Origin of the sequence: Clostridium sp. chh4-2 (assembly GCF_002899675.1) — a bacterium.
Classification (GTDB): Bacteria; Bacillota; Clostridia; order Lachnospirales; family Lachnospiraceae; genus CHH4-2.
Window position 1 is genome coordinate 111,487 of sequence record NZ_PKUU01000020.1, and the last position, 23,128, is coordinate 134,614.

At 44.5% G+C, this 23,128-nt stretch carries 19 protein-coding genes; 10 read left to right on the forward strand and 9 right to left on the reverse strand.

Features of this window, described 5'->3' with window-relative positions; genetic code table 11:
- Positions 1-145 precede the first annotated feature (145 nt).
- The 3 genes from C0033_RS19385 to C0033_RS19395 all read left to right on the forward strand — a co-directional run bounded on the left by C0033_RS19385 (position 146) and on the right by C0033_RS19395 (position 4,846).
- Positions 146-1,357 (forward strand): ATP-binding protein, encoded by a 1,212-nt coding sequence (locus tag C0033_RS19385; protein ID WP_103229550.1) that lies wholly within the window; start codon positions 146-148, stop codon positions 1,355-1,357.
- 53 nt (positions 1,358-1,410) lie between these two features.
- On the forward strand, positions 1,411-3,711 hold the full coding sequence (locus C0033_RS19390; protein WP_103229551.1) for a DUF4962 domain-containing protein: 2,301 nt from the start codon (positions 1,411-1,413) through the stop codon (positions 3,709-3,711).
- Between the two features lie 325 nt (positions 3,712-4,036).
- On the forward strand, positions 4,037-4,846 hold the full coding sequence (locus C0033_RS19395; RefSeq protein ID WP_103229552.1) for a PHP domain-containing protein: 810 nt from the start codon (positions 4,037-4,039) through the stop codon (positions 4,844-4,846).
- 48 nt (positions 4,847-4,894) lie between these two features.
- Here C0033_RS19395 and C0033_RS19400 read toward each other — a convergent pair whose 3' ends face one another.
- From C0033_RS19400 to C0033_RS19435, 8 genes are all read right to left on the reverse strand, one after another.
- Positions 4,895-5,689, reverse strand: a complete 795-nt coding sequence (locus C0033_RS19400; protein ID WP_103229553.1) for a Cof-type HAD-IIB family hydrolase — start codon at positions 5,687-5,689, stop codon at positions 4,895-4,897.
- Positions 5,690-6,119: 430 nt separating this feature from the next.
- Positions 6,120-7,259, reverse strand: coding sequence for a uroporphyrinogen decarboxylase family protein (locus tag C0033_RS19405; RefSeq protein ID WP_103229554.1), 1,140 nt, complete (start codon positions 7,257-7,259; stop codon positions 6,120-6,122).
- 12 nt (positions 7,260-7,271) lie between these two features.
- Entirely contained in the window at positions 7,272-8,558 is a 1,287-nt protein-coding gene (locus C0033_RS19410) for a TRAP transporter large permease (protein ID WP_103229555.1), read from the reverse strand.
- Positions 8,551-9,045 (reverse strand): TRAP transporter small permease, encoded by a 495-nt coding sequence (locus tag C0033_RS19415; RefSeq protein WP_180994819.1) that lies wholly within the window; start codon positions 9,043-9,045, stop codon positions 8,551-8,553. The genes C0033_RS19410 and C0033_RS19415 overlap by 8 nt, the downstream gene beginning before the upstream one ends.
- Positions 9,046-9,066: 21 nt before the next feature.
- The gene (locus C0033_RS19420; protein ID WP_103229557.1) at positions 9,067-10,167 is read right to left on the reverse strand and encodes a C4-dicarboxylate TRAP transporter substrate-binding protein; all 1,101 of its coding nucleotides are present in this window, start codon (positions 10,165-10,167) and stop codon (positions 9,067-9,069) included.
- Positions 10,168-10,196: 29 nt separating this feature from the next.
- Complete coding sequence (locus tag C0033_RS19425; RefSeq protein WP_103229558.1) at positions 10,197-10,532, reverse strand: cupin domain-containing protein; 336 nt, start codon at positions 10,530-10,532, stop codon at positions 10,197-10,199.
- 14 nt (positions 10,533-10,546) lie between these two features.
- Positions 10,547-11,353, reverse strand: coding sequence for a hypothetical protein (locus C0033_RS19430; protein ID WP_103229559.1), 807 nt, complete (start codon positions 11,351-11,353; stop codon positions 10,547-10,549).
- A gap of 351 nt (positions 11,354-11,704) precedes the next feature.
- On the reverse strand, positions 11,705-13,027 hold the full coding sequence (locus tag C0033_RS19435) for a GntR family transcriptional regulator (RefSeq protein WP_103229560.1): 1,323 nt from the start codon (positions 13,025-13,027) through the stop codon (positions 11,705-11,707).
- Positions 13,028-13,474: 447 nt separating this feature from the next.
- Here C0033_RS19435 and C0033_RS19440 point away from each other — a divergent pair, with 447 nt between their 5' ends.
- Positions 13,475-14,734: a uroporphyrinogen decarboxylase family protein gene (locus tag C0033_RS19440; protein WP_103229561.1), complete on the forward strand. Its 1,260-nt coding sequence runs from the start codon at positions 13,475-13,477 to the stop codon at positions 14,732-14,734.
- A 351-nt stretch (positions 14,735-15,085) separates the two neighbouring features.
- Here the strand turns inward: C0033_RS19440 and C0033_RS19445 are convergent, their stop codons facing one another.
- Positions 15,086-15,979 (reverse strand): LysR family transcriptional regulator, encoded by an 894-nt coding sequence (locus C0033_RS19445; protein ID WP_180994820.1) that lies wholly within the window; start codon positions 15,977-15,979, stop codon positions 15,086-15,088.
- A 187-nt stretch (positions 15,980-16,166) separates the two neighbouring features.
- Between C0033_RS19445 and C0033_RS19450 the strand changes: the two genes are divergently transcribed.
- The 6 genes from C0033_RS19450 (at position 16,167) to C0033_RS19475 (ending at position 22,563) form a co-directional block, all read left to right on the forward strand.
- Entirely contained in the window at positions 16,167-17,483 is a 1,317-nt protein-coding gene (locus C0033_RS19450) for an SLC13 family permease (protein WP_180994821.1), read from the forward strand.
- Between the two features lie 14 nt (positions 17,484-17,497).
- Positions 17,498-18,364 carry an MBL fold metallo-hydrolase gene (locus tag C0033_RS19455; protein ID WP_103229564.1) on the forward strand — a complete coding sequence of 289 codons (867 nt, stop codon included), beginning with the start codon at positions 17,498-17,500 and terminating at the stop codon, positions 18,362-18,364.
- Positions 18,365-18,500: 136 nt separating this feature from the next.
- Positions 18,501-19,361 carry a MurR/RpiR family transcriptional regulator gene (locus C0033_RS19460; RefSeq protein ID WP_103229565.1) on the forward strand — a complete coding sequence of 287 codons (861 nt, stop codon included), beginning with the start codon at positions 18,501-18,503 and terminating at the stop codon, positions 19,359-19,361.
- A 234-nt stretch (positions 19,362-19,595) separates the two neighbouring features.
- Positions 19,596-20,519 carry a hydroxyacid dehydrogenase gene (locus C0033_RS19465; protein WP_103229566.1) on the forward strand — a complete coding sequence of 308 codons (924 nt, stop codon included), beginning with the start codon at positions 19,596-19,598 and terminating at the stop codon, positions 20,517-20,519.
- 18 nt (positions 20,520-20,537) lie between these two features.
- Entirely contained in the window at positions 20,538-21,836 is a 1,299-nt protein-coding gene (locus tag C0033_RS19470; protein WP_103229567.1) for a sodium/glutamate symporter, read from the forward strand.
- Between the two features lie 25 nt (positions 21,837-21,861).
- Positions 21,862-22,563, forward strand: a complete 702-nt coding sequence (locus C0033_RS19475) for an RraA family protein (RefSeq protein WP_103229568.1) — start codon at positions 21,862-21,864, stop codon at positions 22,561-22,563.
- Positions 22,564-23,128: the final 565 nt, after the last annotated feature.

Sequence of the window (23,128 nt, forward strand, 5' to 3'; positions counted from 1 at the left end):
GCGGATAATTTGATAATTATTCGCCGCTGTTTTTTGTGGTCACAAAAAAGAAATTATGAATTAATAGTTTTGCGGTTATAACCATAAAAACAATGGATATTTTTAAGAAAATGCGATATACTATTATAAATAAGAGGTGATTTTTATGATTAACAGACCAATCTACGTTAAAAAAATTATGGCTTTTGCAGATATGCCATTTGTAAAAATCCTGACAGGTATACGTCGCTGTGGAAAATCAACCATTTTAAAAATGCTGATGGATGAAATGAAAAAAAGAGGCATTGGTGACGATCAGATTTTACATTACAGTTTTGATTCTTTAGAATATGAGGACATTAAGACGGCAAAAGCTCTGTTTAGCTATTTGACACAGCATTTATTTTCGGGAGGTAAGACTTACCTTTTTCTCGATGAGATTCAGGAAGTAAAGTCATGGGAGAAAGTTTTAAACTCCCTTATGACAGACTATGATGTTGACATTTATGTGACCGGATCAAACTCCCGGATGATGTCATCTGAAATATCCACCTATTTGACCGGACGTTACATTTCATTCCGCATATTTCCGTTATCTTTTTCTGAGTATTTAACTTTTCGAAAAGAATATACGGATGTTCTGGATTCTCATACAGAGCTTGCAAATTATGTGCGACTTGGCGGCTTTCCAGCGGTTCATCTGCAAAAATATACTCCGGATGAGGTCTACACGATTGTTAAGGATATTTATAATTCTACGATTTTCACCGATATTGTAAGGCGTAATCAAATTCGCAAAATTGATCAGCTGGAACGTATCGTGAAATTTGCCTTTGACAATGTTGGACGGACATTTTCCGCTGCATCTATCTCTAAGTATCTGAAAAGTGAAAATCGTTCTATTGATAATGAAACAGTTTATAACTATCTCAGCAAGTTGGAAAGCGCTTATATTCTCTATCGTTGTTCTCGTTTCGACGTGCAGGGCAAGGAGATTTTGAAAACGCAGGAAAAATTTTATCTTGCCGATCCGGCGCTCCGTTACAGTGTATTGGGATACTCGCCTGACAGTGTGGCCGCTATGTTGGAGAATGTCATTTATCTGGAATTACAGCGTCGGGGATATGATGTGTTTGTGGGAAAAATGGATAGTGCAGAGATAGATTTCATTGCTGTAAGGCAAGAAAATAAGCTGTATATTCAAGTGGCTCAGGAGATCGGTCTTCCTGAAACAGAGAAACGTGAATATGGCAGATTGCTTGATATTCGGGATAACTACCCTAAATATGTATTGCGGACAGATGTTTTTGCAGGTGGTAATTACGAAGGAATTAAGACTATGCACATTGCGGATTTCTTGCTGAGTAATGAGTATTAAGTGGGGAGAACTGCTACTTCCCTCATTATCAATAAAAAAAGAAAGGCAATAGTATGAATTATTATGTTTATGACCGTCCCGCCGGTACGGCGAGTTCAGAAAATCCACCCCGTTTTACATGGATGCCAAAGGGAGAGGAGACAACATACCGGATCGAAGTGTATGATTCCAGCCATCAGCTGCGGTATGAATTCGACCCGGTTCCCATCAATTTCTTTACGCCTGACATACTGATGGAGCCGGGCAGTTATACCTACCGGGTCTTATCCGGAAACCGGGAAATTGTTCCGGAAAAAGCATTTTCCATCCGGGAAAATGCATCTGAAACCCCATTGCCGAGAAGGGCCGGCCGCTATGATGCGATTAAAAGCCACCCGCGTATCTGGCTCAGTGAATCGGATATCCCCATATTGAGATCCAGGGTGAACGACGATCTGAAACCTTACTGGGAGCGGTTCATGGAAACCGGCGTCCGCCCCTGGCTCTCCATGCCTCCTCACACGGAACCCCTGCCTTATCCAAATGGCAGGCGCGTGATTCCCATCTGGAGAAAGATGTACACCGACTGCCAGGAAGCTCTGTATGCGGTAAAACATTGTGCGGTGGCATATAAGGCAACAGGGAACCCGGAATATCTGGCCGCATCAAAGCGCTGGCTTTTAGCCATTGCGGATTGGGATACGGACGGCCCTACGGCCCGGTCCTACAACGACGAATCATCTTTCCGCATCACAACTGCTCTTGCGTGGGGGTATGACTGGCTGTATGAGGAACTCACTCCTTCGGAAAGAGAAAAAGTGAAGGGAGTTCTGCTTACAAGAGGGCGGGAGCTGTACAATTATGTGAGAGAACAGATTCAGATCCACATCCGTCTTTTGGACAGCCACGGAGTCCGTTCCCTTTCCATGACCCTGGTTCCGGCCGCGCTGGCCCTGTACGGGGAGGAACCGGAAGCGGAGCAGTGGCTTAATTATACAATTGAATATTTCTTCACAATCTTTACCCCATGGGGAGGCGACGACGGAGGCTGGGCGGAAGGCCCGACTTACTGGCAGAGCGGAGTATCCTTTTTTACGGAAGCCATCAGCCTTATAAAAAAAGCCACCGGGCTGGACGTTTTCAAACGCCCGTTTTTTAAAAATACCGGGGATTTCATTTTGAATACATACTGCCAGGATCTTCGTTTCATGGCATTTGGAGATATGTCCGATCTTGGGGATTATCCGGGGCTGAAGGCCGGATACACCATGAGAATATTGAGCGCGGCCAGCGGTTCCCCCAACAGAGGCCGGTACGCCTGGTACTATAATCAGGCTTTGGAACGGGGGAAGGGAACAGAGGGAATGTTTTATAATTACGGATGGTGGAATTTTGATTTCGACGAATTATTTTTCCACATGCTTTATGAACCGGTTCCATGCGAAACTCCTGCCCCTGCTATGTCGGTAAAATGGTTTCATGACGTGGGATGGGTGTGTGTTCATAAGAATATGGCGGATGAAAAGAATCACCTGGCCTTTTACTTCAAGTCCAGCCCCTACGGTTCCGTCAGCCACAGCCATGGCGATCAAAATGCGTTCGTGCTTCACGCATTTGGAGAGCCGTTAGCCATCCAGTCCGGTTACTATATCGGTTTCTGGAGTTCCATGCACACGCAGTGGAGACGTCACACTAAGTCCAAAAACGCCGTGCTCATAGGCGGAAAGGGCCAGTTTGCCACGCTGCGCCAGAATACGGTGGCCGAAGAGAGAAACGGCTCCGCCAAATCTCAGTTTGACAGCCTGATGGCCGCCAACGGAACGGTTGAAGAGTGTACCGTGCGGGATGGCTGCGTCTATATCACCGGAGATGCAGCCAATGCCTATCAAAAGACAGTGCCGGGCCTTCGTTCCATCAAACGCCATGTGATGTTTATCGCGGAGACGTTTTTTGTCATTGTTGATGAGATCGAGCTGTCTCAGGCGGAACCGGTGGATTGGCTGCTTCATGGGCTTCATCCGTTTACATTGGGGGACAACCGTTTTTCGCTTGTTCACAATGGAGTTGGCCTGGAAGTCCAGTTTGCAGGCTGTGTTATGAACATGGAACAGAGTAATGAATTTGAAGGTGTGGACCAGGAAGAAATCGAAGGTCTGGCAGAACAATGGCATCTGAAAGCGACCACATCAGAAGCCGGATGCAGCCACAGAATTGTATCGCTTCTCTATCCGTTTAAAGAAGAATCCAGGGAAAATCTTGTCCTGGAGGTGGTGCAGGAATGTGACGGCGATGAGATGAATATCTGTGTCAGAGTGGAAAACGGAAGGGAATATTATATAGAGAAACGGCATGGAAAGTATGACTGCCGCTGTTGATGAATTTTTCTTCAGTTTTATAGAAAATCTGTCAGAACCGGACTGTATATAGTCTGGTTCTGACGGATTTTTTAATTTCATAAATGTAGTATGAAGCAGAGAGGAGAAAGTCAAGCAAAGCGGGAGCGGGGATAAAGAGCATAGTACTGCAATAGGGATAGCCATACATGCCGCCACTGAAAGAAGGACCTCCACAGTTGATAACCTTTTCGATGTTTTTCATGGCAACCGTTGACTTTTAAACTTTAAAGCGTATAATAAAATGTAAACAAGAATAAATAATTAAAAACAAGAATGAATACGATAAAATGGCAGGAGATATTTTATGGTTGATGCGCATGTGCATTTGGAAAAGGGGAACTATGATATTGAATGGGTAAAGGAATTCATCAATTACGCTTTAGAGAGAAATATAGATGAGATCTACTTTTTGGAACACACTCATATCTTCAAAGAATGTGAGAATTTATATTATGAGATGTCTCATTATAACGCTTATCAAAGCCAATGGTACGGGAAGAAAGCGGAAAAGGCAAGACCATTAAAAGACTATATCGACTTGATAGAGAGTATGAAAAAAGAAACGGTTCCAATTAAACTTAAATTCGGACTGGAGGTGTGCTATTCACCGGAGCATGAAAAAGATATAGAAGTGATAAAGGCAATGTATCCCTTTGACTTCCTTGTAGGTTCAATCCATTTTATCGATGGATGGGCATTCAGTCATTCAAAGCAGAAGTGGCATAAGGAAGATTATAACATGCCGGATTTATATAAACGTTACTATCAGCTGATGTGTCAACTGATTGACAGCAATTTATTTTCCGGGCTGGCACATCCCAATTCCTTGCAGTGTTTTGGCGCATATCCGGAAGGCGATTACAGCGCTGACTATGATAAAATTGCCGGAAAGCTGAGAAAAAATCACATGTATATAGAAGAAAGCAGCGGTTTAGCTATTAACTATGGCGATCCGGAATTAGGGATGAACATAGGAATGTTGAATTGCATGCTGTGCCGAAACGTAAAGGTTTTGACCGCATCTGACGCCCATGTACCCTGTAATGTGGGAAAATTAGTGCGGGAGATGAACGGTTTGATTGAAAAGGCGAGACTGAGAATACATGGCGCATAGGGGGCAGTCTGGAAGGCATAGGGGAAAGGAAATATAAGTAATAATTTCCTATATTATCTTCAGTTCTGAAAGTGCATGATAAATCCCATCATGGCTGTTATCCAAGGTATGCAGACGGATTCTCTTTTTTAGTTCATCAGGGGCATTGCCCATCAAAAATCCATGTCCCGCCAATTCCAGCATTTCAGCATCATTATAATTGTCGCCAAAAGCTATGGCATCCGATAATTTGAAATCCCATATAGAACTCAATGTCCGGATTGCAGCAGCTTTCGTAATGCCTTTTTCCATAATTTCCAGCAGACTGTCGGAAGATTTGACAATCGAACAGTCGGGAAACGCCTCTTTCAGTTGTCGTTCTATGTCCAATATCTCCCCAGGATTACAGATACATAGAATCTTACTGACTTCGCCGCCGGTTATGCAGTCCACAGAACCTTGTCTGGCATATGCCTTCACTTCAGCTTCTTCATTGATGATTCTTGGATCAGTTTTATCCTTTACAAACCATTCATCCAGGGAATAGATGCACCAGGCCAGGTCGAAATGTCGGTCTTCAATGAAATCTATGATTTTCCCGGCATTTTCTTTTTTGATCCCTTTGTGAAAGAGCACATTTTTGTTCTCATCTAAAATTAATCCGCCGCTGTATGAAATAATAGGGCACTTGAAGTCATATTCCTCCAGGATTGGATAAATGCCGGAAGGGCTCCGGGCGGATATGATAACAAAAGGAATGTCTTTTTCCTTTAATTTTTTTATAGCTGTTTCGGTCAGAGGAGTTATTTTATATTCGGGGTTTAACAAGGTGCCGTCTATATCACTGAAAACGATTGTATTCATTTGGTATAACCTCATCTTTCGGTTTGAGCTGGTCTTATATATGGCTATTACTATTTTATCATATTTATAGTAGCACAAATGCAATTGTTTATCTACAGTCCAAAAAATGAGGGCAACCTTCTCAATAAGCGTTACTGTTCACGGCTCCTGGGGCCTCGCCGTCTGGTCCGGCTTTGCGCGGTATATACAGCCTTTCCTGTGACTTTGCAGGGCATTAGCAATTCTTAACGCGCAGAATTTTTCGTTCAAGGGAAATGTCCACCTGTTTGAGCGTCAGCGAGTTTGGGCATTTCCCTTGGTTTTTAGAAAAATCCTGCACGTTTAGAAGTGCTTATGCCCGAAACCGGAACAGGAACGGCTGTATATACCGCACGGAGCCGGACCAGACGGCAGAGGCCCCAGGAGCCATGAACAGTAACCAACAAGCCTCCTACATTCCGGCCCCTCTTTTAGCCCCCTTCAGCATCGCCTTCACATTCTCAACCGGCGTGCCGATTTCCAGATAGTCAGAGCAGGCAAAGATATAATGCGCCCCCTGTTTTCCAACCATCATCTGTTCATAAGCCGCCTGTTCAATCTCATCCGGCGTTCCTTCCTTTAAGAAATGTACCTGGTCAAAATTCCCTGAAAGAATCAGATTATCGCCAAAATACGCTTTTGCTTCCGCCAGCACGTTATCCCCCTGGGGTTTAGGCGATACCGTTTCCCAAACCGTAATCCCCAGTTCGGTATAAGAAGGATACAGCTGCGTCGCATTGCCGCAGTTATGGTAAATCGTGGGCTTGCCCGCATCGATCAGAACCTGAATGGCCCTTCGCTCGTAAGGGAGCACAAATTCCTCAAAATAGTCATTGCCCATAATTGCCCCATTTGCGATATTTCCCTGGATTCCCACCGCGTCGAACTCGCTTTTAGCAAAGATCTTGTAATCCTCTGCTACCATGTCCGTAAAAAAGTTCATATAATCGCAGTAATAATCCTCGTCCGTCAGCGCGTCGCACAGCATATCCTGCACATCCATATAGGTTGCAACCAAATTGTACACGCCGCCGATGGCCCACGGGCATGTGATTCCCAAATCCCCGACCGTTTCTTTGGAGATACGGCCCTGTTCCAAGATGTGATCGATATCCTGCTGTTCTCTTTTCGGACAATATTTTTTAAACAGGTTAAAATCCTCTTCCGACTTAATCATATATTCCACTGTGCTGAAATGGATACCGCTTAAAATCTTTTCATTGTATTCAGCTGCCTCCACCTGCTTTAATTCCCCTTCCGGAGTTTTAATGGTGGTGGTTCTCACATAGTTGCTGCCCACTTTTTCTTTTGTCTCGCTGACTTCCCAGTTTTCAAAGCTTCTCTGTACGAAATAGGGGGTAGGGTTTACATACTGCCTGGTAATCAGGTCAAAATCCAGCTCCTTTGCCAGTTCAACCGCATCATATAAGCGGCTGGTATCTTTCTTATTAAAATAGTAGGACAGATATTCTTCCTGCACAAAGGGGCTGACCGGAATCCTGTCCGGCGTCTCCCCTCTTAATACACATAATAAACGTTCTCTCGATGTCATAAATAATCTCCTTTAATATATCAGATTCACAAGTCCGGTTGAAAAGCCGGGAATAAATGTCAGAATCATCAGGCATATGAACAGCATCAGGTAAAATGGCAGCGATTCCTTCAGGAACTGCCTGATCTTACAATCCGTGATTCCGCAGGTAACAAACATCAGTATTCCCATAGGCGGCGTCACCGCTCCTAAGGTTATGTTGAAAATGAACATCATCGCAAAATGGATATCGTCAATGCCATAGGCCCTGGCAATCGGCGCCAGCAGCGGCACCAGAACGATCAGTGAGGCATTTCCTTCGATAAACATGCCGACCAGCAGCAGGAAGATGTTTACGATAATTAAAAATAAGTATTTATTGTGGATGTGGGACACCATGAATTCGGTCAAGGTCTGAGGAATCTGCTCTTTGGTCAGAATCCAGGCGAAGGCCGATGCCGCGCCCACGATCAGCATGATATTAGCAGTAGTGATGGCGGTTTCCTTAATGCTGTCCCGGATTCCCTTGGCGTCTATTTCTTTATAGCAGAGTCCCAGAATCAAAGCGTAAACCAAAGCCACCGAACCGGCTTCCGTAGGGGTGAAGATACCGATACGGATGCCTCCGATGATAATGATCGGAAGGCACAGAGGCAGCAGGGCAGGTTTAATGGCTGTACCCAGTTGGGCTGCCGTAATCCTTTCTTCCCGCAGCTTTTTATATCCTCTTTTTCTGGAGATGATGGATACCAGAATCATCATAGCGATGCAGAGCAGCCCGCCCGTGCTGATACCAGCCACAAACAGCTTGCCGATGGATACGCCGGAAATGGACCCGTAGACGATCATACCGATTCCCGGCGGAATTAACGGGGTTATCATGGATGACATGGCGGTCACTACCGTGGAAAATGGCCGGGAATAGCCTTTCTGTTCCATCTCAGGAACCAGCATTTTAGCTTCCATGGCCGCATCTGCGATATTGGACCCGGACAAGCCGCCCATCAGAGTGGATAAGAGCACATTTACCTGTGCCAGGCCGCCGTTCATCCTTCCTGTTACAACGCTGCAGAAATCCATGATCCGTTTCGTAACGCCCGCATAATTCATCAGGATTCCGGCGCATACGAAGAATGGTATTGCCAGAAGAGGAATGCTTTCCATTCCCGAAACAACCCGTTGGGCGATCATTTGGGAAGAAGTGGTTGTATTAAAGAAGAAATACACCACAGAGGCCGATAAGATGGACAGATACACCGGCATTTTCAAAAACAGAAAAATCAAAAGGATAATTGCGCATATTAAAACTGTATTATTCATTTCCTTCCTCCTTTTTCTTCTTTCCAAATACGGAACACCAGGTAGCATAAGTCATGTTGACAATCATCAAAAGGCTGCATATCGGAACGCAGGAGTAGATAAGCGCCCTGGAAATGTGCAGGATTTCAGTCGTCCGGTTCGTTTTATAAAGCTGCTGTACATAGACAATCCCTTTCTTAAACAGGTAGAAGAGAAGGGCTGCGGAAATGATATAGATCACCACTTCCAGCACCTTCTGAAATGTCTTCGGGAACAGATCCACAACCATGTCCACACAGATCTGCTGTCCGTAACGGCAGGAAGCGCTTCCTGCAAACCAGATTGTCCATACAATCATGAATAACTGCATTTCTTCGCCCCATGTGTAGGGCGCATTAAAACAATATCTGGAAATTACGCCGGTAAATGTTATCAGGATCAGCACCACCAGGGTCACACAGGCGATATAAAGATCCAGATTAACAAAAAAATTAATCACTTTCTTCATCATTTCCTCCATATTCCTGCACTATCTTCCAAGAATATTCTTTACGGTTTCATAGTTATCAGCGGACCATGTCTTTTTGAAATCATCCAGCTGGGCAAAGTTATCCGTCGCCTGTGCGAAATCGTCGGGATTGATCTCATACACGGTAACCCCTTTGGCTTTCATCTGCTCCAGCGCGTCCGCTGCCGCCTGGTCTACCAGCTCATTGAAATGGTCTGCCGCAGCTTCGCCGGATTCCAGAAACCATCCCTGCTGTTCAGGCGTCATCTGGTTAAATAAATCCTCTGAAAACAGCCAGGACGCATTGATATAAACGTGGCCTGTCAGGGTCAGATTGGTCACTACCTCGTGAAATGCATTGTTATAAAGCACATCCAGTGGATTTTCCACCGCATCGATCGTGCCCTGCTGAAGTGCTGTATACACATCGCTGAGCGCCATAGGGGTGGGATTTGCGCCCATTGCCACAAATGCGTCAACTTCGGCGGTGCTGTTTGGCGTTCTCACCTTCATGCCCTTGATGTCGTTCATGGACTGAACCGGTTTCTTGGAAAGCAGATGGCGGATTCCATATCTCCAGTTGTTGCTGACCAGATGAAGTCCCAGACCTTCCAGCTGGTTCACTTTGTCCTGATACCATTCGCTGTCATGCAGAGTATCAAAATCCTCCCAGCCATGAATTAAGAAAGGTGCAAATGTCACGTTAAAATCGTTGACGCCCATATCCGCATAGAAAGAATCATTACCGATGGTGATGATGGGATCGCCGGCAAGGGCCATATCGATGATCTGGTTTTTATTTCCCATCTGGCTGGACGGGTATAACGTCATAGTCATGGTACCGCCGCTCAGTTCTTCCAGTTTTTCTTTCCAGAACTGGCAGGCTAAGTCCACCGGCTCCCCAGGGTTATTCTCATAAGCGCACATGATTTCATAGGCGTCTGCCGCAACTTGGGTTTTAGCCCCTTCCTGATTATCCGAAGAAGCCGCGTCCCCGGCGCCTGCCGCTGTCGTTCCCGACGCAGCTGTTCCCGATGCCTGTGCGGTGTTTCCGCCGGAACATCCTGTCAGCAAACCTGCTGTTAAACCTGCCGCTAATACAACACTCAATAATTTTTTCATCTCATTCTCCTCACTTTTCTTTATTGGTTTTATGCCTGTGCGTGGAACCAGAATACAACCACCGGTTCGTCTGCATTATCACTTTTCATCTGGTGCTCGGTGCCTGCCGGGGCGATAAAAGCCATATCCGGAACCAGTTCAAACTCCTCTTCCCCGATTCTGGCCCGGCCTTTTCCTGAAATCACATAAAATCCTTCCTGGTCATCATGAACTGCCGCCGGTGTGTAATCACAGGAACTGTAATAGCTGATTCCCGCCGCACACCCGTTGGTGCATCCCTGATTTTCTCCCAGCATCGGCCAGGAACCGTGACCATGTCCTGAAACAACTTTTTTTACATCACTTTTCTTAACATAACACGCCATGTTCTTGCTCCTTTTTACTTTGTAATCCGGTTGTCTTCATCAAACCGTTCTTTTACGCCTGTTTTTATATGTACTTCGTCTAAATACTCCAGCCATTTACTATCCGTCATAAAATCGATCCACAGATAATGCATTTTCTTTCCTTCAGGAATCTCCACTCCGTGATTGGAACCTAAAGGAATGTGGATCAAAGTATTGCCCTCCAAAGGCTGTATGTTGTCATCGATCAGCAGATTCACATCATTATCCCGGAAGCTGAAGAAAAACTGGTCCAGCAGCGGGTGGGCGTGGGGTTCCACCCGGTCCGGTCCGTAAGCTTCATTGGATCCCATGCAGAATCCCGGCAGAAAGTGATGGTCTATGATGGAACGGCTGATAGTTTTTTGACTTTTAAATGTCTCCCGGTACTGCTCGCATTCATCATATTGCTGAACAAAAGGCAGTTTGGTTTTCTGTTCATCCAACTGTTTCCGGGCTGTATCCGTTAAGGCCCATTGGATCTCCAGATAATGAGAGCAGCCGATGCCGGTAATTGTGAGCTCCTGATCCGGGTCGGCCGTATATACGGCTTTTTCCCTCAGCCTGTGAATGCCTGTGCAGTTTCTGATTTCCAGCACGCCGTCCAGTAAAAAAAATGTTTTGAGGTTGTTCGGTTCCGCCTCATAAGCGAGCTTATCTCTGTCAAATATTGTGTGATAATAAACACCGGCTCCCGGGATTTCACCCAAAAGCATTGGAAGCTCGCAGCGCATATGATCTGTCGCGTGCAGTACCGGAAAAAGGGCTATTCCGTTTTTTCTGGCAGTTTCAAGCTGTCCCATAGAAAAACCTCCTGATTATTTTATTTATATTAGCTATAAAACATTTTACTAAAAAGTTTTACTAAAACGTTTTCTTACCAAGATTGTAACTGCTTACATTTTAAATGTCAATGCACTTTTTTTATACTATCGGCAATTTCGTTTATATTTACAAAAACATGAGTAATATTTTGTGTATTATCACTAAAATGGAGGAGGGCAAAAGAATATAGTTAAGCCTCAGAACAGAATCAGCCCGGGAATATCCTGTAAATGGGATATTCCCGGGCTGATTACCAGCAGATGACCTATGCAGCCACCCGCCTTTGTTAAAATGTGGTCTGTTAATGAATTGAGACATAAAGTGAACATCTATAAAAAAGTCCTCTGTGAAAGATTCTTCAGTACAGATCCTCGGGAACGGGTCAGATGATCCGCCATTCCGGCAGATGCCTCATCCCAGTCTTTTTTTAAACAAGGCAAAATGATTTCCAGATGTTCCTTCATAGAATCCGTAACCCTGTTTTCGGCAGTATTACCGCATAAAACCCTGACCCTGTGGGTCTGGGCGTGAATCTGTTCATAGACCTGGCTGATATAGGAATTATCAGCGGCCTGAATTAAACTCAAATGGAATTCATCATCAAAGGTGTAATGAGAGCCGTCCGGCTGTAGCGGGGCTGCGGCTGAAAAGTTATTATACATGTCCATATAAAAATCTTCGGAAAGCTTGTTGCCATAGTGCAGAATCACATAGGGTTCCAGAAGGAGACGTGTTTCATAAACCGGTTTTAAATCGCCCACAGTTAACTGAGCCACTAAAACCCCTTTTTTAGGCAGAATGGTCACCAGCTTTTCCTGCTCCAGGCGGCTGAGGGCGTCGCGGACCGGCGTCTGGCTGCCCGGAACAGCTTCCTCCAGCAGGCTCCCATTCAGCAAAGCGCCGGGAAGATATTCACAGTTGATAATTTTTTGCCGTATGATCTGGTAAGCCTGCTGTTTTAAGTTGTTTTTTCCATAAGTGCGGGCCTTTTTCGCAGCCGGCGGGCGGCTTGGCTTCAGACAGGCCAGGGCGTCTTCAAAAAGAATATCCCGGTAGGATTTTAAAACCGCCGGCAGGATATCAGAAGCATTGTCCCAGCAGTTTTGTATACAGGAATCAATCAGTTTCTGATAAAGATTAAAAAGTCCCCCCATCTGTCCGGAAGAGATCGGGATAAGAGAATGGAGCCGCTGCTCCTGATACCTGTACTGATCATAAAACTGAATCAGATAGGGGTTTTGGGAACTTTGATACAATAAACTGTGCAGCGAAGACATGATCCTGAAAAACTCATTGGAACTGCTGGAGACGGCAGGATCAGGAAAGCGGCTTTTAAACTCACGATACTCGGATACTTCAATATTTTTCCCATATTCGCTGATGATATAAGGCTCAAAAATAAGCCTGGCTTCAAAAAGATCACTTAAATCAGCCAGGGTTATATCTTCCACCACGATTCCCTTAGGGGGAAAAATCCTCACAAAATGTTCCTGTTCTAAACGGCTGACCGCATCCCTTACCGGTGTGCGGCCAAGAGACAGCATATCGCAGAGCATATTTTCGGTCAAAAGCGTTCCCGGAGGAAATTCGCAGTCCAATATTTTATTTTTTACGATCTGATAAGCCTGCAATTTTAAACTGTTTTTATTCATTAAGAAGCAACTCCTGACTGAAAGAATCTTAATTATAATCTTATTGTAACTGTTCAGAGGGCGGGAATATTGATACAAAAATCATTGTCAAGCTTGCTTGTAAGCGGATTTTTGTATCAATATTCCCATCGGAGGAACCTCCCAGCTTTTATATGGCCGTAGGCTATACAAGAAGATGCCCCCCTGAATAGTTATATTTATTTACAATATAATGGATGGGGCTTGTTATGTCAAGAAATGGGATACAGAAAGGCTTGACCAAGGAGATTAGATATATACAATGAGAAATAAAAGGGTGATAGAATTGCTGCTTTGACATGGGGTAAATCTAATTTCACAACCAAAATAAATAGAAAATATCGGAATAAACAGTTGACATAATCGAAAAAATGCTTTACTTTAATAATATATTATGATATATACAATGAGAATTAAAGGAGAGGGAAAATGAACGGGAGAGAAAAACTGGAAGCTGCAATCCACCATAAGGACTGCGGTAAAATTGCCTTTGATTTAGGCGCGACAAAAGCTACCGGAATCAACGCGTCACTGCTTTATCACCTGAGGCGGCTGTATGGCAGGGATGAGCCGGTTAAGATTTACGACACCTATCAGATGCTGGGGCTGGTTGACGAAAAGGACGCTCAGATGTTTGGCCTGGACATTCTGGGGATCTGGAGCGATATGACGGTCTTTGGATACCGCAATAACCGTTGGAAGAGCTGGACAACACCCGACGGAGTACCTGCGTTAATCGGTGAGAACGCCTGCATTACGCAGAAGAACAATAACCTTTATATGCATCCCAAGGGAGATCCTGATGCAAGGCCCAGCGGTTGTATGCCTTTGGAAGGCGGCCTGTACTTTGATTACCTGACACGGCAGGATGAATATGACGAGGATGATCTCAATGCTTTGGAAGATTACAAAGAACAGCTGGAAGTGATGACCATTGATGACGAAACTCTGGAATTTTACCGCAGTCAGGCCGACTATTATCATGAAACTACGGACTGCGGGATTGTATTAAATGCGGAGTACGGGAATATGGGAGCGCAGACCATGCTGAACGGCGGCTATGCCAAAATAACGCCCGGAATCAGGGATTTTGCGGAGTTTCTGATGGCCCACAGCCTGTTCCCCGAATACATTGAAGATATCTATGAAGCTTGGACCAAGCTGTGTATACGCAATTTGAAACTGCTTCATCAGGCGGTTGGAGATAAGGCGCAGGCGGTATTCCTGTGCGGAACGGATTTTGGAACCCAAAGCAGCGAGATCATGTCCAAGACCATGTTCAGGGATCTGTACGTGCCGTATTTTAAACGGATTAACGGCTGGGTTCATGAGAATACAAACTGGAAAACGCTTTATCACAGCTGCGGGTCTCTGGTTAATATTCTGGATGATATGGTGGACTGCGGCATCGACTGCTTAAACCCGGTTCAAACATCCGCAAAGAGCATGGACCCGCAGTTTTTAAAACAGAACTACGGCGATAAACTGACCTTCTGGGGAGCCGGAGTGGATGGACAGACGACCATGGCGCAGGGAAATCCGGATGATGTGGAAAGGGAAATGAGGGAGAAGATAAAGGTACTTGGCAAAGGCGGAGGATTTGTATTCTCTATCGTCCATAATCTGCAGAGGGATTATGAGATTGATAATGTGCGCAGGGTTTTTGACGTTTTGAAAGAGTATCGATAGAGGGGGATAAAAGAAGAAGCCCGGTCACGGAATTATACGCAGACCATGAAACGAGCTGTAGACAAGACTGAAAAAAAGGGAGCTTGAAAAAATCAAGTCCTCCGTGTATAGTTTACTTAGAAGTAATCAAAAGATTTTGGTGTGTCTGATGATTGTGCTTCGGATAACTGCATAATTTATAGTTACCAGCTATCCTCTATGGCCGTAGAGGATAGCTGTCTTTTGTTCTGATGATTATCTATGTAAGCAGGTGCAGTAAAAATCACCATCACTAATGTCAACACTTCAAGCGTATTTATGCTACATTTCCTTCTTTGATTATTTCCGAAGGAAACCATCAGACTATCCTCCTCATTTCTGAACTTCAAAATAATTCTTTAAAATCCCATAAATCAAATTAATATCCCGTCTATACGGCGTATCCGGTAAATACACAAGCGCCAGATCATACGAACAGGTACATCCCTCAATCCCATAAAAATAATCTGCCGGTTCTCCAGGGCCCGGCGGTCTGCTGATTGTGGAGCAAAGCCCATTTTGAACCATGAGCAGTATGCTTTTCATATTTTTATAATTTTTCATAATCTGGGGCGTGATGCCGGCTTCCTTTAACAGACTGCGGATGGTTTGGCTGATCCTCATATCCTCAGGCGGCAGTGCAAACTTTTCGTCCTTTAACAGTTTTAGGGATAAAGAACGGTAGGTTTCACCCGGCTGTTTTGTCGACTTATTCTCTGCCGGGCTCCCCTTTCTGAGCCAGATTCCAAGAGGCTCTTTATAGATAATCTTATAATCCAGATTGGATATTTTTAGCGGCAGCCGGATGACAGCCAGATCGATCACGCCATTCATAAGATTTTGTTCCTGAACATCCGAGGCGCCTTCCAGAAATTCTAACTCCAGATGGTTTAAACTTTCCCCTTGATTGAGAAGTGCTGTGATGATAATGCTGCCCTGCCTCATTGGCACTCCGATTCTTAGCTTGTTTTTCGGTTTATCTTTACAAACATCCAAGGAATTTAAAAATGAATCGTAAACAGAGGTTACCTGCCGGGCCATTTCCGCATACTGTTTACCAGTATTCGTTAGTTTTACAACCTTGCCGGTATGCCGGATAAACAGATCAGTCCCCAATTCCTGCTCAACCTTTTTCACAATTTGGCTGAGGGCCGGTTGGGAGGTATAAAGATTTTTTGCAGCCATGGAAATGCTTCCGGTATCCACAATTTCCAGAATTGATTTCATATCCTGAATTTTCATATTATCAGCCTCTTTCATTATAGGTTTAATATATCATAAGCCATTTTGAAAGTAAACAACCCATAAGTAAAACATGTGGGTCATATGGCTTTTCGGTATTAGCGCAGTCCCTATGCAGCGGTTATACTAAAGATAACAGTACTGTAGAAAAATGATTATCAGGGGGAATATCATGTCACAGAGTTTAATAGTAGCCATAATTTTAATCGCAATGATCATCTCATTTTTTGCCGGCTATATACCGATGGCGGCAACCGCATTGGCAGTTCCCATGCTTTTGCAAATTACGGGAGTGCTGAGTTTTAAAGACGCATGGGCCGGTTTTTCCAGCAGTACGGTCATTTCTTTGGTAGTGCTGTTCATACTGGGAGGTATTTTAAATCAGACTACATTTTTAGACGATTTAAAGCATTTTGTTGTCACAAAGCTGGGAGCTGGGGCCAAAGGCAAACGCCGTGTACTTTTGGCGGCAATGCTGATGAGCGTGGTATTTTCCACGTTTGCATCTCCTGTCAGCGCTATGGCAATTATGCTTCCCATCGTGGTAACGATTGCAACGGAAACGGGGCTTCCGGTTAAAAATACCATAAAAGCCTGTACCGATGTGGCCTGTTCCAGCAACAACGTGCTGCCGGTGGGCACAGCTTTGACAGCATATATTACATTTAACGGGTATTTGGAGGCCGCGGGGGCTTCGGAGAGATTCCGTTTTGCAGATCCGTTTTTAGCTAAAATCCCGATATTCGTCATATTCTTTGCTTATATTTATTTTGTAGGTTTTAAGCATTATGCGAAGATTGATTCTGCATATGAAGCTCAGGCGGAAGGCAGGAAAGAAGCGGAAGCAAAAAAGAATGATAAGAAACGGGCGGAACTGACGCCGTTTCAAAATAAGCTTGGCAAAGTTCTCTTTTTCGGCAGTGCGGCAGCCATGATTATCACCAGTACATTTACCAAAATTGATTTATACATAGTGGGAGCATTTGCAATTTTAATCGCATTGGCGGCCAAGGTGATCAGCCAAAAAGAAGCGATCCGGTCTATCCGGTGGGAGACCATATTCATCTATGGAGGAACGGTTTCCCTGAGTACGGCCATGAATGATTCCGGCCTGAATGAGATTATCGCTAACGGCATATCCGGCGTTTTGGGAGGAGTAACCAATGTCTATCTGGTGGCGGGAGTATTTTTCCTCACTTCATTTTTGATGACGCAGTTTGCCAGCAATAGGACTGTGGGAGCTGTATTCCGCCCGCTTTCCATCGCGGCGGCGGTTGGCCTGGGCATGGACCCGCGATTCACCCTTTTGGCAATTCACTATGGATCTTCCTTGTCCACGTTGACGCCGATGGCTACTTCAGCGCAGCTTTTGGCATTCAATGAGGGCGGATTCAAGATGAAAGAGTTTGTAATCGGTTCTGTGGTGCCTGCGCTTGTTTACTTTATCACATTTATGGTGTGGTTCCCCATCTGTTTTAATGTACTGTAAAAAAGGAGGGCGTTATGGAGAGAAAACAAAAAGCGGTGTTTCCGACCTCATACCGGGATTCGGAGCAGGCGGATTACATTCAATTTCGCTATATTTACTGCCAGTGTTATGAGATAAAACTGCCGGGAGGAACGACCATTCTCACCGATCCGTTCATCAGCGGCGGAGTGGACGATTTCAGTGTAGATCAGCTGGAAGGGGCGGACTACATCATTCTGAATCATACTCATTTCGATCACGATATGGATGTGGGAAATGTTTGGGAACGGTTTCACGGCAGGATAATCTGCCAGAAGGAAGTTGCAGTGGAGGTGGCCCACTTTTTTGACATTCCTTACAGCAGCATTTATGCGGTAGGGGAACAATGCACCTATTATCTGCCGGAATTTACGCTTCAGACCTTCCATGGACTTCATGATAACAGAAAGGCCAGAGAAGGCACGGATAAACGGCCGTCCCAGCAGGGAGATACCACACGGAACCGTTTTGGCATTGAAGGCCATCAGATACTGGATCTTATGGGAGCGGTGTTCATGATGAACTGGGTGATCACCACGAAAAATAATTTCAGGATCGCATTTAATGCGGGCCAGGATTTTGAAGAACATGCCAGACAGTTGGACAACGTAAAGCCCAATATCATGATCCGTCATAGAATCAGAACCTACCGGCCGGAGGAATTCGCCGGCCAGTGCGAGCGGGTAGGGGCGCAGTATATCCTGCCTTGGCATCATAGCAATGCGCTGATTACCGGGGAAGATTTAAATCAGTATATGGATGATGTTAATAAAGTTCTGAAAGAGAAAGGAAGTACGGCTAAAGCGTTTAATCCGGAGCCTTACAGGTGGTACCGGATGTATCTTGGAATCGAAGGATTATAATTTTAACTGCCAGGTATGCGGGTGCGCAATGAGTGTAAGTACTGTGATATTAAAGTAAATGCTTTACATTGTCTCAAAAGAAGGTTAAACTAGAAAATAGAATGAAAGAAAGAGACAGTGGAAAGGAATCGAGCACATGGAAAACATATTTGCGGAGGAATTCGGGAAACATACATTTGTCAGAAGCCAGGAAAAGATTGCAAGGTACTGTGTGGAACGGCAGTATTTGATCTGCCAGGAAAGTCTGCATGATTTTGCAGAGGGAGCGGGCGTCAGTGAAGTATCCGTTTTAAATTTTGTGCGGAAACTTGGATATGAGGGATTCTCGGAATTTAAAAATAAAGTTTATCAGCGTATGGTTCAGGAAGTGGGGAGACAGCAGGAGGAAAACCGGAATCTTCAGGAACGAATGGAAAGCAATCAGAGAAAAAGAAAACCGGGTTCTCTGCGCGATAACTATTATCAGACGGCTGTAGATGTGGTAGGGCGATCATTGTCCCAGAACTCTGAGAAACTCTTTGAACGTGTAATTGGACAGATTCTCAATTCCAAGAAAGTATTTGTTACAGGAACCAGGAATTTAGGCGGAGAGGCAGAACGGTTTTTCTTAGGACTGAATTATTTGGTGGACTACGCATATTATATAGCGGGAGATTACAATAGCATTCTTCAGCAGCTGAGCGGTGCAAAAAAGGGAGATACTTTAATTTTTATGTGCCAGTCCCGTTTTTATAAAATGGACGCTGCAATTTGTAATATGGCGAAAAAAAATGGTCTCTATATCATTTTGGTGTCAGACAGTAAAATATCTCCGATTTCTGTTTTCGCCGATGAAATCCTCACCTTTATAACAGACAGTACCAGTTTTTTCAGTTCAATTATTGGTTTGGCTGCGGTATATGAATACTTATTTACAGAACTTGCAGAGCGGCTGGGCGGGAGGCCGGAAAAGCGGTGGAATCAAATTGATCAGTATACGGAAGAATTCCGCTGTTAATGAAGAAATTAAAATTTAATAAAAACGGCATTTTTATTATAAACTGCCCTGTGACTTTATTTATTCCGAGCTTATATCCGGCAAAATATGGTCATGGGGCAATTCTATTTTTATGCTGCGTGGCAAAAAAATAAAGTAAATAGTTTAAAACCTGTTGACAAAAATAAAGCGTTTGCTATAATAAAATAAGAATAAATAAAGTGATCGCTTTAAATACAGGAGGGGGAAGAATTAATGAATATTTATTTAAGTGAATTTATTCATACGGCAGCTGTAAAGCGTTTGGAATCAGCTGCCAATGTCATCAGTGATTTTAATCATCCGGAAGAACTGGATGGCATGATTGTCCGCGGCGTAAAAGTGACTAGAGAGATGATGGAAAAAGCAACAAATCTGAAGGTAATTGCCAGGCATGGAGCCGGATTTGATACTATTGACTTAGAGGCGGCAAAGGAATTGGGGATTCGGGTGCTGAATGCACCTGGTGCGAATACGGTTTCTGTTGCAGAGATGATTGTTGCCAGATTCCTGGAGATGAGCAGGGATCTTTACAGAGCAAATTCCAAACTTCGGAAGGGGGAGTTTACAAGAATCGCACCTCCGGATATGCTGGGAACTGAAGTGAGCGAAAAAACATTGGGATTAATTGGAATGGGAAAAATCCATCAGTGTGCCGCTGATATGATGAAGGCCGCATTTCATGTGGATGTTGTAGGGTATGATCCGTTTGTATCGTCAGAAGAGGCTGAAAAATGCGGAATGAAGAAGCTGGATACCATTGAAGAAGTTCTTGAGTGTTCGGATCTTGTGAGCATCAGCGTTATGCTGAACGCTGAAACAGAGAATATGATTCACGGAGAACTGTTTAACCACTTTAAGAAAAATGTCATTTTTGTCAATACCGCCCGTGGAAAAATTGTGAATGAAGATGATCTTTACGAGGCTCTGAAAGACGGAAAACTGCGGGCGGCGGCATTTGATGTATTCTCATCGGAACCGCTCTCCAAAGACAGCAAATTGCTGACATTGGATAATTTCTCCGCAACGCCGCATATCGGCGGAAATACTGAGGAGGCGCTGTACAGAACCGGGATGGCGGTAGTGGAAAATACCATCAGGGTAATTGAAGGAAAAGAAGCAGCCGGACTGGTTGTTTAATACAAAGGAGGTGCGAAAATGTTTGATGCTGTATTTCAGGATCTGGGGATTTTGTTTTGCTTTTTAATGATTGGATACTTGCTGAGAGAGATTATAAAGCCAATTCAGAAGCTGTTTATTCCCGCATCGGTTCTTGGCGGATTAATTGCTCTGATTGCAGGGCCGCAGGTATTAGGTCTGATCCAAATGCCGGAATCCTTTGCTTCTATGGCAAGCCCTATGATCGTGCTGGTTATGACAGCCATGTTTATGGGAAATACCATTTCAAAAAACAGTCTGCACAACTATGCTGCAGCCATTGATATCTGCGTTGTTCTTTATTTTGCTCAGGTAGCTGTGGGAGTTTTAACCGGAGTTATATTTTCCGGTATCTGGAAAGGTATGCCGGAGCATTGGGGAATCCTGGGCGTGTTTGCATTTTACGGAGGCCATGGTACGGCAGCCAGCGTAGGTGCTATTTTTGAGGAATATGGAATTGAGGGCACCATGGGGCTGGGAATTGTATTTGCAACTGCCGGCCTGATGCTTGCCATGATTGTAGGAGTTGTGATCATTAATTACGGGGCCCGGAAGGGCTGGGCTTCCTCTAAAGGAGGTATGGACTTTGGCAATTTAGGCGGCGTTATCCCAAAAGAAAAACAGAACCCGATTGGTCTGGAAAATGTATCCGGAAGCGGGATAAACTCTTTGGCTCTGCAATTGGGGCTGCTGTTTGTTTCAATCTGGTTTGGCGGCAAGATATTTGGAATTCTGGGTGGAATCTCTCCATTTTTTAATAAGTTTCCAAGCTTTCTGCATGGTATGGTCGGAGCGGCAATCCTATGGTTCGGAATGAGAAAATGTCATTTGGACGGTTATGTGGACAAAAAATCTATCAGTACGATTTCCAGTGTCGCTCTTGATATTTGCGTTACATCTGCAGTTGCAACCCTAAATCTGAAGATTGTATCTACCTATTGGCTGCCGATTGTGGCCTATACGGCGATTATTATTGTGCTGAACATTTTGATATGCTTTGTTTTAGGAAGACACTGGATCAAGAAAGACTGGTTTGAAACAATGCTGATTATCTTTGGCCAGGCCCTTGGATCATCCACAACAGGGCTTGCACTGGGGCGCTGTGTCGATCCGGAAACAAAAACATCCGCTTATGACTCATTTGGCGTATCGGCAGGTATTATGGGCCCGGTGGCTTCCCTGATGGTTGCGGTGCTTCCCATGCTGGCAATGCAAAGCGATATGCTGGTTATTGGAATCGGAACAGCTGTTGTAGTTGTGGGATTTGTAATTGGAGAATTTACATTACGAAAAAAATAGTATGATAAAATAGGAGGAAGAGAATATGTCAACACCAGGATTGAGAATTTACGAGGATTTTAAAAGACCGGATTCAGAATTAATAGAAGCATTCCGCAATATTCCGGTTGCTAATATTTCCGATTGCATGGGGAGATTGTTCTGCTTGCATTCATCTATAAAACCAAGGGGAAAATGCAAAAAAATCTGCGGCCCGGCTTTGACCGTAAAATCTGCTATGGCGGATAATTTATTGTTTAATAAAGCAATTGCATTGGCTCAGCCGGGGGATGTGATCGTTGTAAACGACAGCGGAGACTTAACTCACAGTGTATGCGGCGACATCATGTATCAATTCGCAAAATATAAGAATTTAGGCGGTTTCGTTGTAGACGGCTGTGTACGTGACACTCAGTATCTGGAAGAACACGATTTCCCGGTTTACGCCCGCGGTGTAACTCCAAGAGGGCCATATAAAAATGGGTATGGTGAAATCAATACAGACATTGCCTGTGCCGATCAGGTGGTTCATCCGGGAGATATTATTGTCGGAGACGAAGACGGCATTGTGGTGATCCGTCCTGAGGATGCCGCAGAGCTTCTTGAAAAAGCAAAGGCCGTTGTGGAACGAGAGGCAAAATTTGACGAACTCATCCGGACCGGTAAATGGGAGAGCAGTCCCGGCTTTACAATGATTGATAATAATATCGAAAAATGCGGCTTTGAAGTATATGGAAAACAGAAATAAATCTAATTTCTAAATGCCGCCCGGAGTTTTTTTGAACAATAAGGAAAAGGCAAAGACATAGTTTGTTCATAACTAGCTTCTTCCTGCAAGATTTGTGTATATCCATTCCAAGATTTTTAGAAATCTGTTTGGATATACACTTTTCTTTTATAAGGTATTGATTCGAGAGACGCAGTTCTCATTGTGAAGATTTCTGAAAACCCCTTCACCCTTAATGTAAATGAGATCCTTTGTAACTACCTATACAAAAAACATTGTTTTTAACCAGGCCAGCGAAAACCAGCACGGAAGCGGGATGCGGAACCGGGGTGAGAAGGCGTGAGGAACCATCCGGGCCGGGGGAGAGGAGAATGCAGCCAAAGGGGATCGTATGGAACCCCTGTAGTGCTACTTAGGTCCGTAAGGGCAGAACGAGGCAGGTAAAAACTGATTTCCGTCTCAGTTTTTAAAGCGTGCGCCTGGCATGGGCAGGTTCTAACGGGTGAAAGTCCCGAGTGCGGGTTGATTAGCGCCAAGCACACAGCCAAGGGCAAGGGTGTCCACCGCGAGGTGGAATCTGAAGGAA

Bases quoted from the DNA above. Each gene is read 5' to 3' on its own strand.
- C0033_RS19385 (WP_103229550.1), top strand. From the start codon at position 146: ATGATTAACAGACCAATCTACGTTAAAAAAATTATGGCTTTTGCAGAT.
- C0033_RS19390 (WP_103229551.1), top strand. From the start codon at position 1,411: ATGAATTATTATGTTTATGACCGTCCCGCCGGTACGGCGAGTTCAGAA.
- C0033_RS19395 (WP_103229552.1), top strand. From the start codon at position 4,037: ATGGTTGATGCGCATGTGCATTTGGAAAAGGGGAACTATGATATTGAA.
- C0033_RS19400 (WP_103229553.1), bottom strand. From the start codon at position 5,689: ATGAATACAATCGTTTTCAGTGATATAGACGGCACCTTGTTAAACCCC.
- C0033_RS19405 (WP_103229554.1), bottom strand. From the start codon at position 7,259: ATGACATCGAGAGAACGTTTATTATGTGTATTAAGAGGGGAGACGCCG.
- C0033_RS19410 (WP_103229555.1), bottom strand. From the start codon at position 8,558: ATGAATAATACAGTTTTAATATGCGCAATTATCCTTTTGATTTTTCTG.
- C0033_RS19415 (WP_180994819.1), bottom strand. From the start codon at position 9,045: ATGAAGAAAGTGATTAATTTTTTTGTTAATCTGGATCTTTATATCGCC.
- C0033_RS19420 (WP_103229557.1), bottom strand. From the start codon at position 10,167: ATGAAAAAATTATTGAGTGTTGTATTAGCGGCAGGTTTAACAGCAGGT.
- C0033_RS19425 (WP_103229558.1), bottom strand. From the start codon at position 10,532: ATGGCGTGTTATGTTAAGAAAAGTGATGTAAAAAAAGTTGTTTCAGGA.
- C0033_RS19430 (WP_103229559.1), bottom strand. From the start codon at position 11,353: ATGGGACAGCTTGAAACTGCCAGAAAAAACGGAATAGCCCTTTTTCCG.
- C0033_RS19435 (WP_103229560.1), bottom strand. From the start codon at position 13,027: ATGAATAAAAACAGTTTAAAATTGCAGGCTTATCAGATCGTAAAAAAT.
- C0033_RS19440 (WP_103229561.1), top strand. From the start codon at position 13,475: ATGAACGGGAGAGAAAAACTGGAAGCTGCAATCCACCATAAGGACTGC.
- C0033_RS19445 (WP_180994820.1), bottom strand. From the start codon at position 15,979: ATGAAATCAATTCTGGAAATTGTGGATACCGGAAGCATTTCCATGGCT.
- C0033_RS19450 (WP_180994821.1), top strand. From the start codon at position 16,167: ATGTCACAGAGTTTAATAGTAGCCATAATTTTAATCGCAATGATCATC.
- C0033_RS19455 (WP_103229564.1), top strand. From the start codon at position 17,498: ATGGAGAGAAAACAAAAAGCGGTGTTTCCGACCTCATACCGGGATTCG.
- C0033_RS19460 (WP_103229565.1), top strand. From the start codon at position 18,501: ATGGAAAACATATTTGCGGAGGAATTCGGGAAACATACATTTGTCAGA.
- C0033_RS19465 (WP_103229566.1), top strand. From the start codon at position 19,596: ATGAATATTTATTTAAGTGAATTTATTCATACGGCAGCTGTAAAGCGT.
- C0033_RS19470 (WP_103229567.1), top strand. From the start codon at position 20,538: ATGTTTGATGCTGTATTTCAGGATCTGGGGATTTTGTTTTGCTTTTTA.
- C0033_RS19475 (WP_103229568.1), top strand. From the start codon at position 21,862: ATGTCAACACCAGGATTGAGAATTTACGAGGATTTTAAAAGACCGGAT.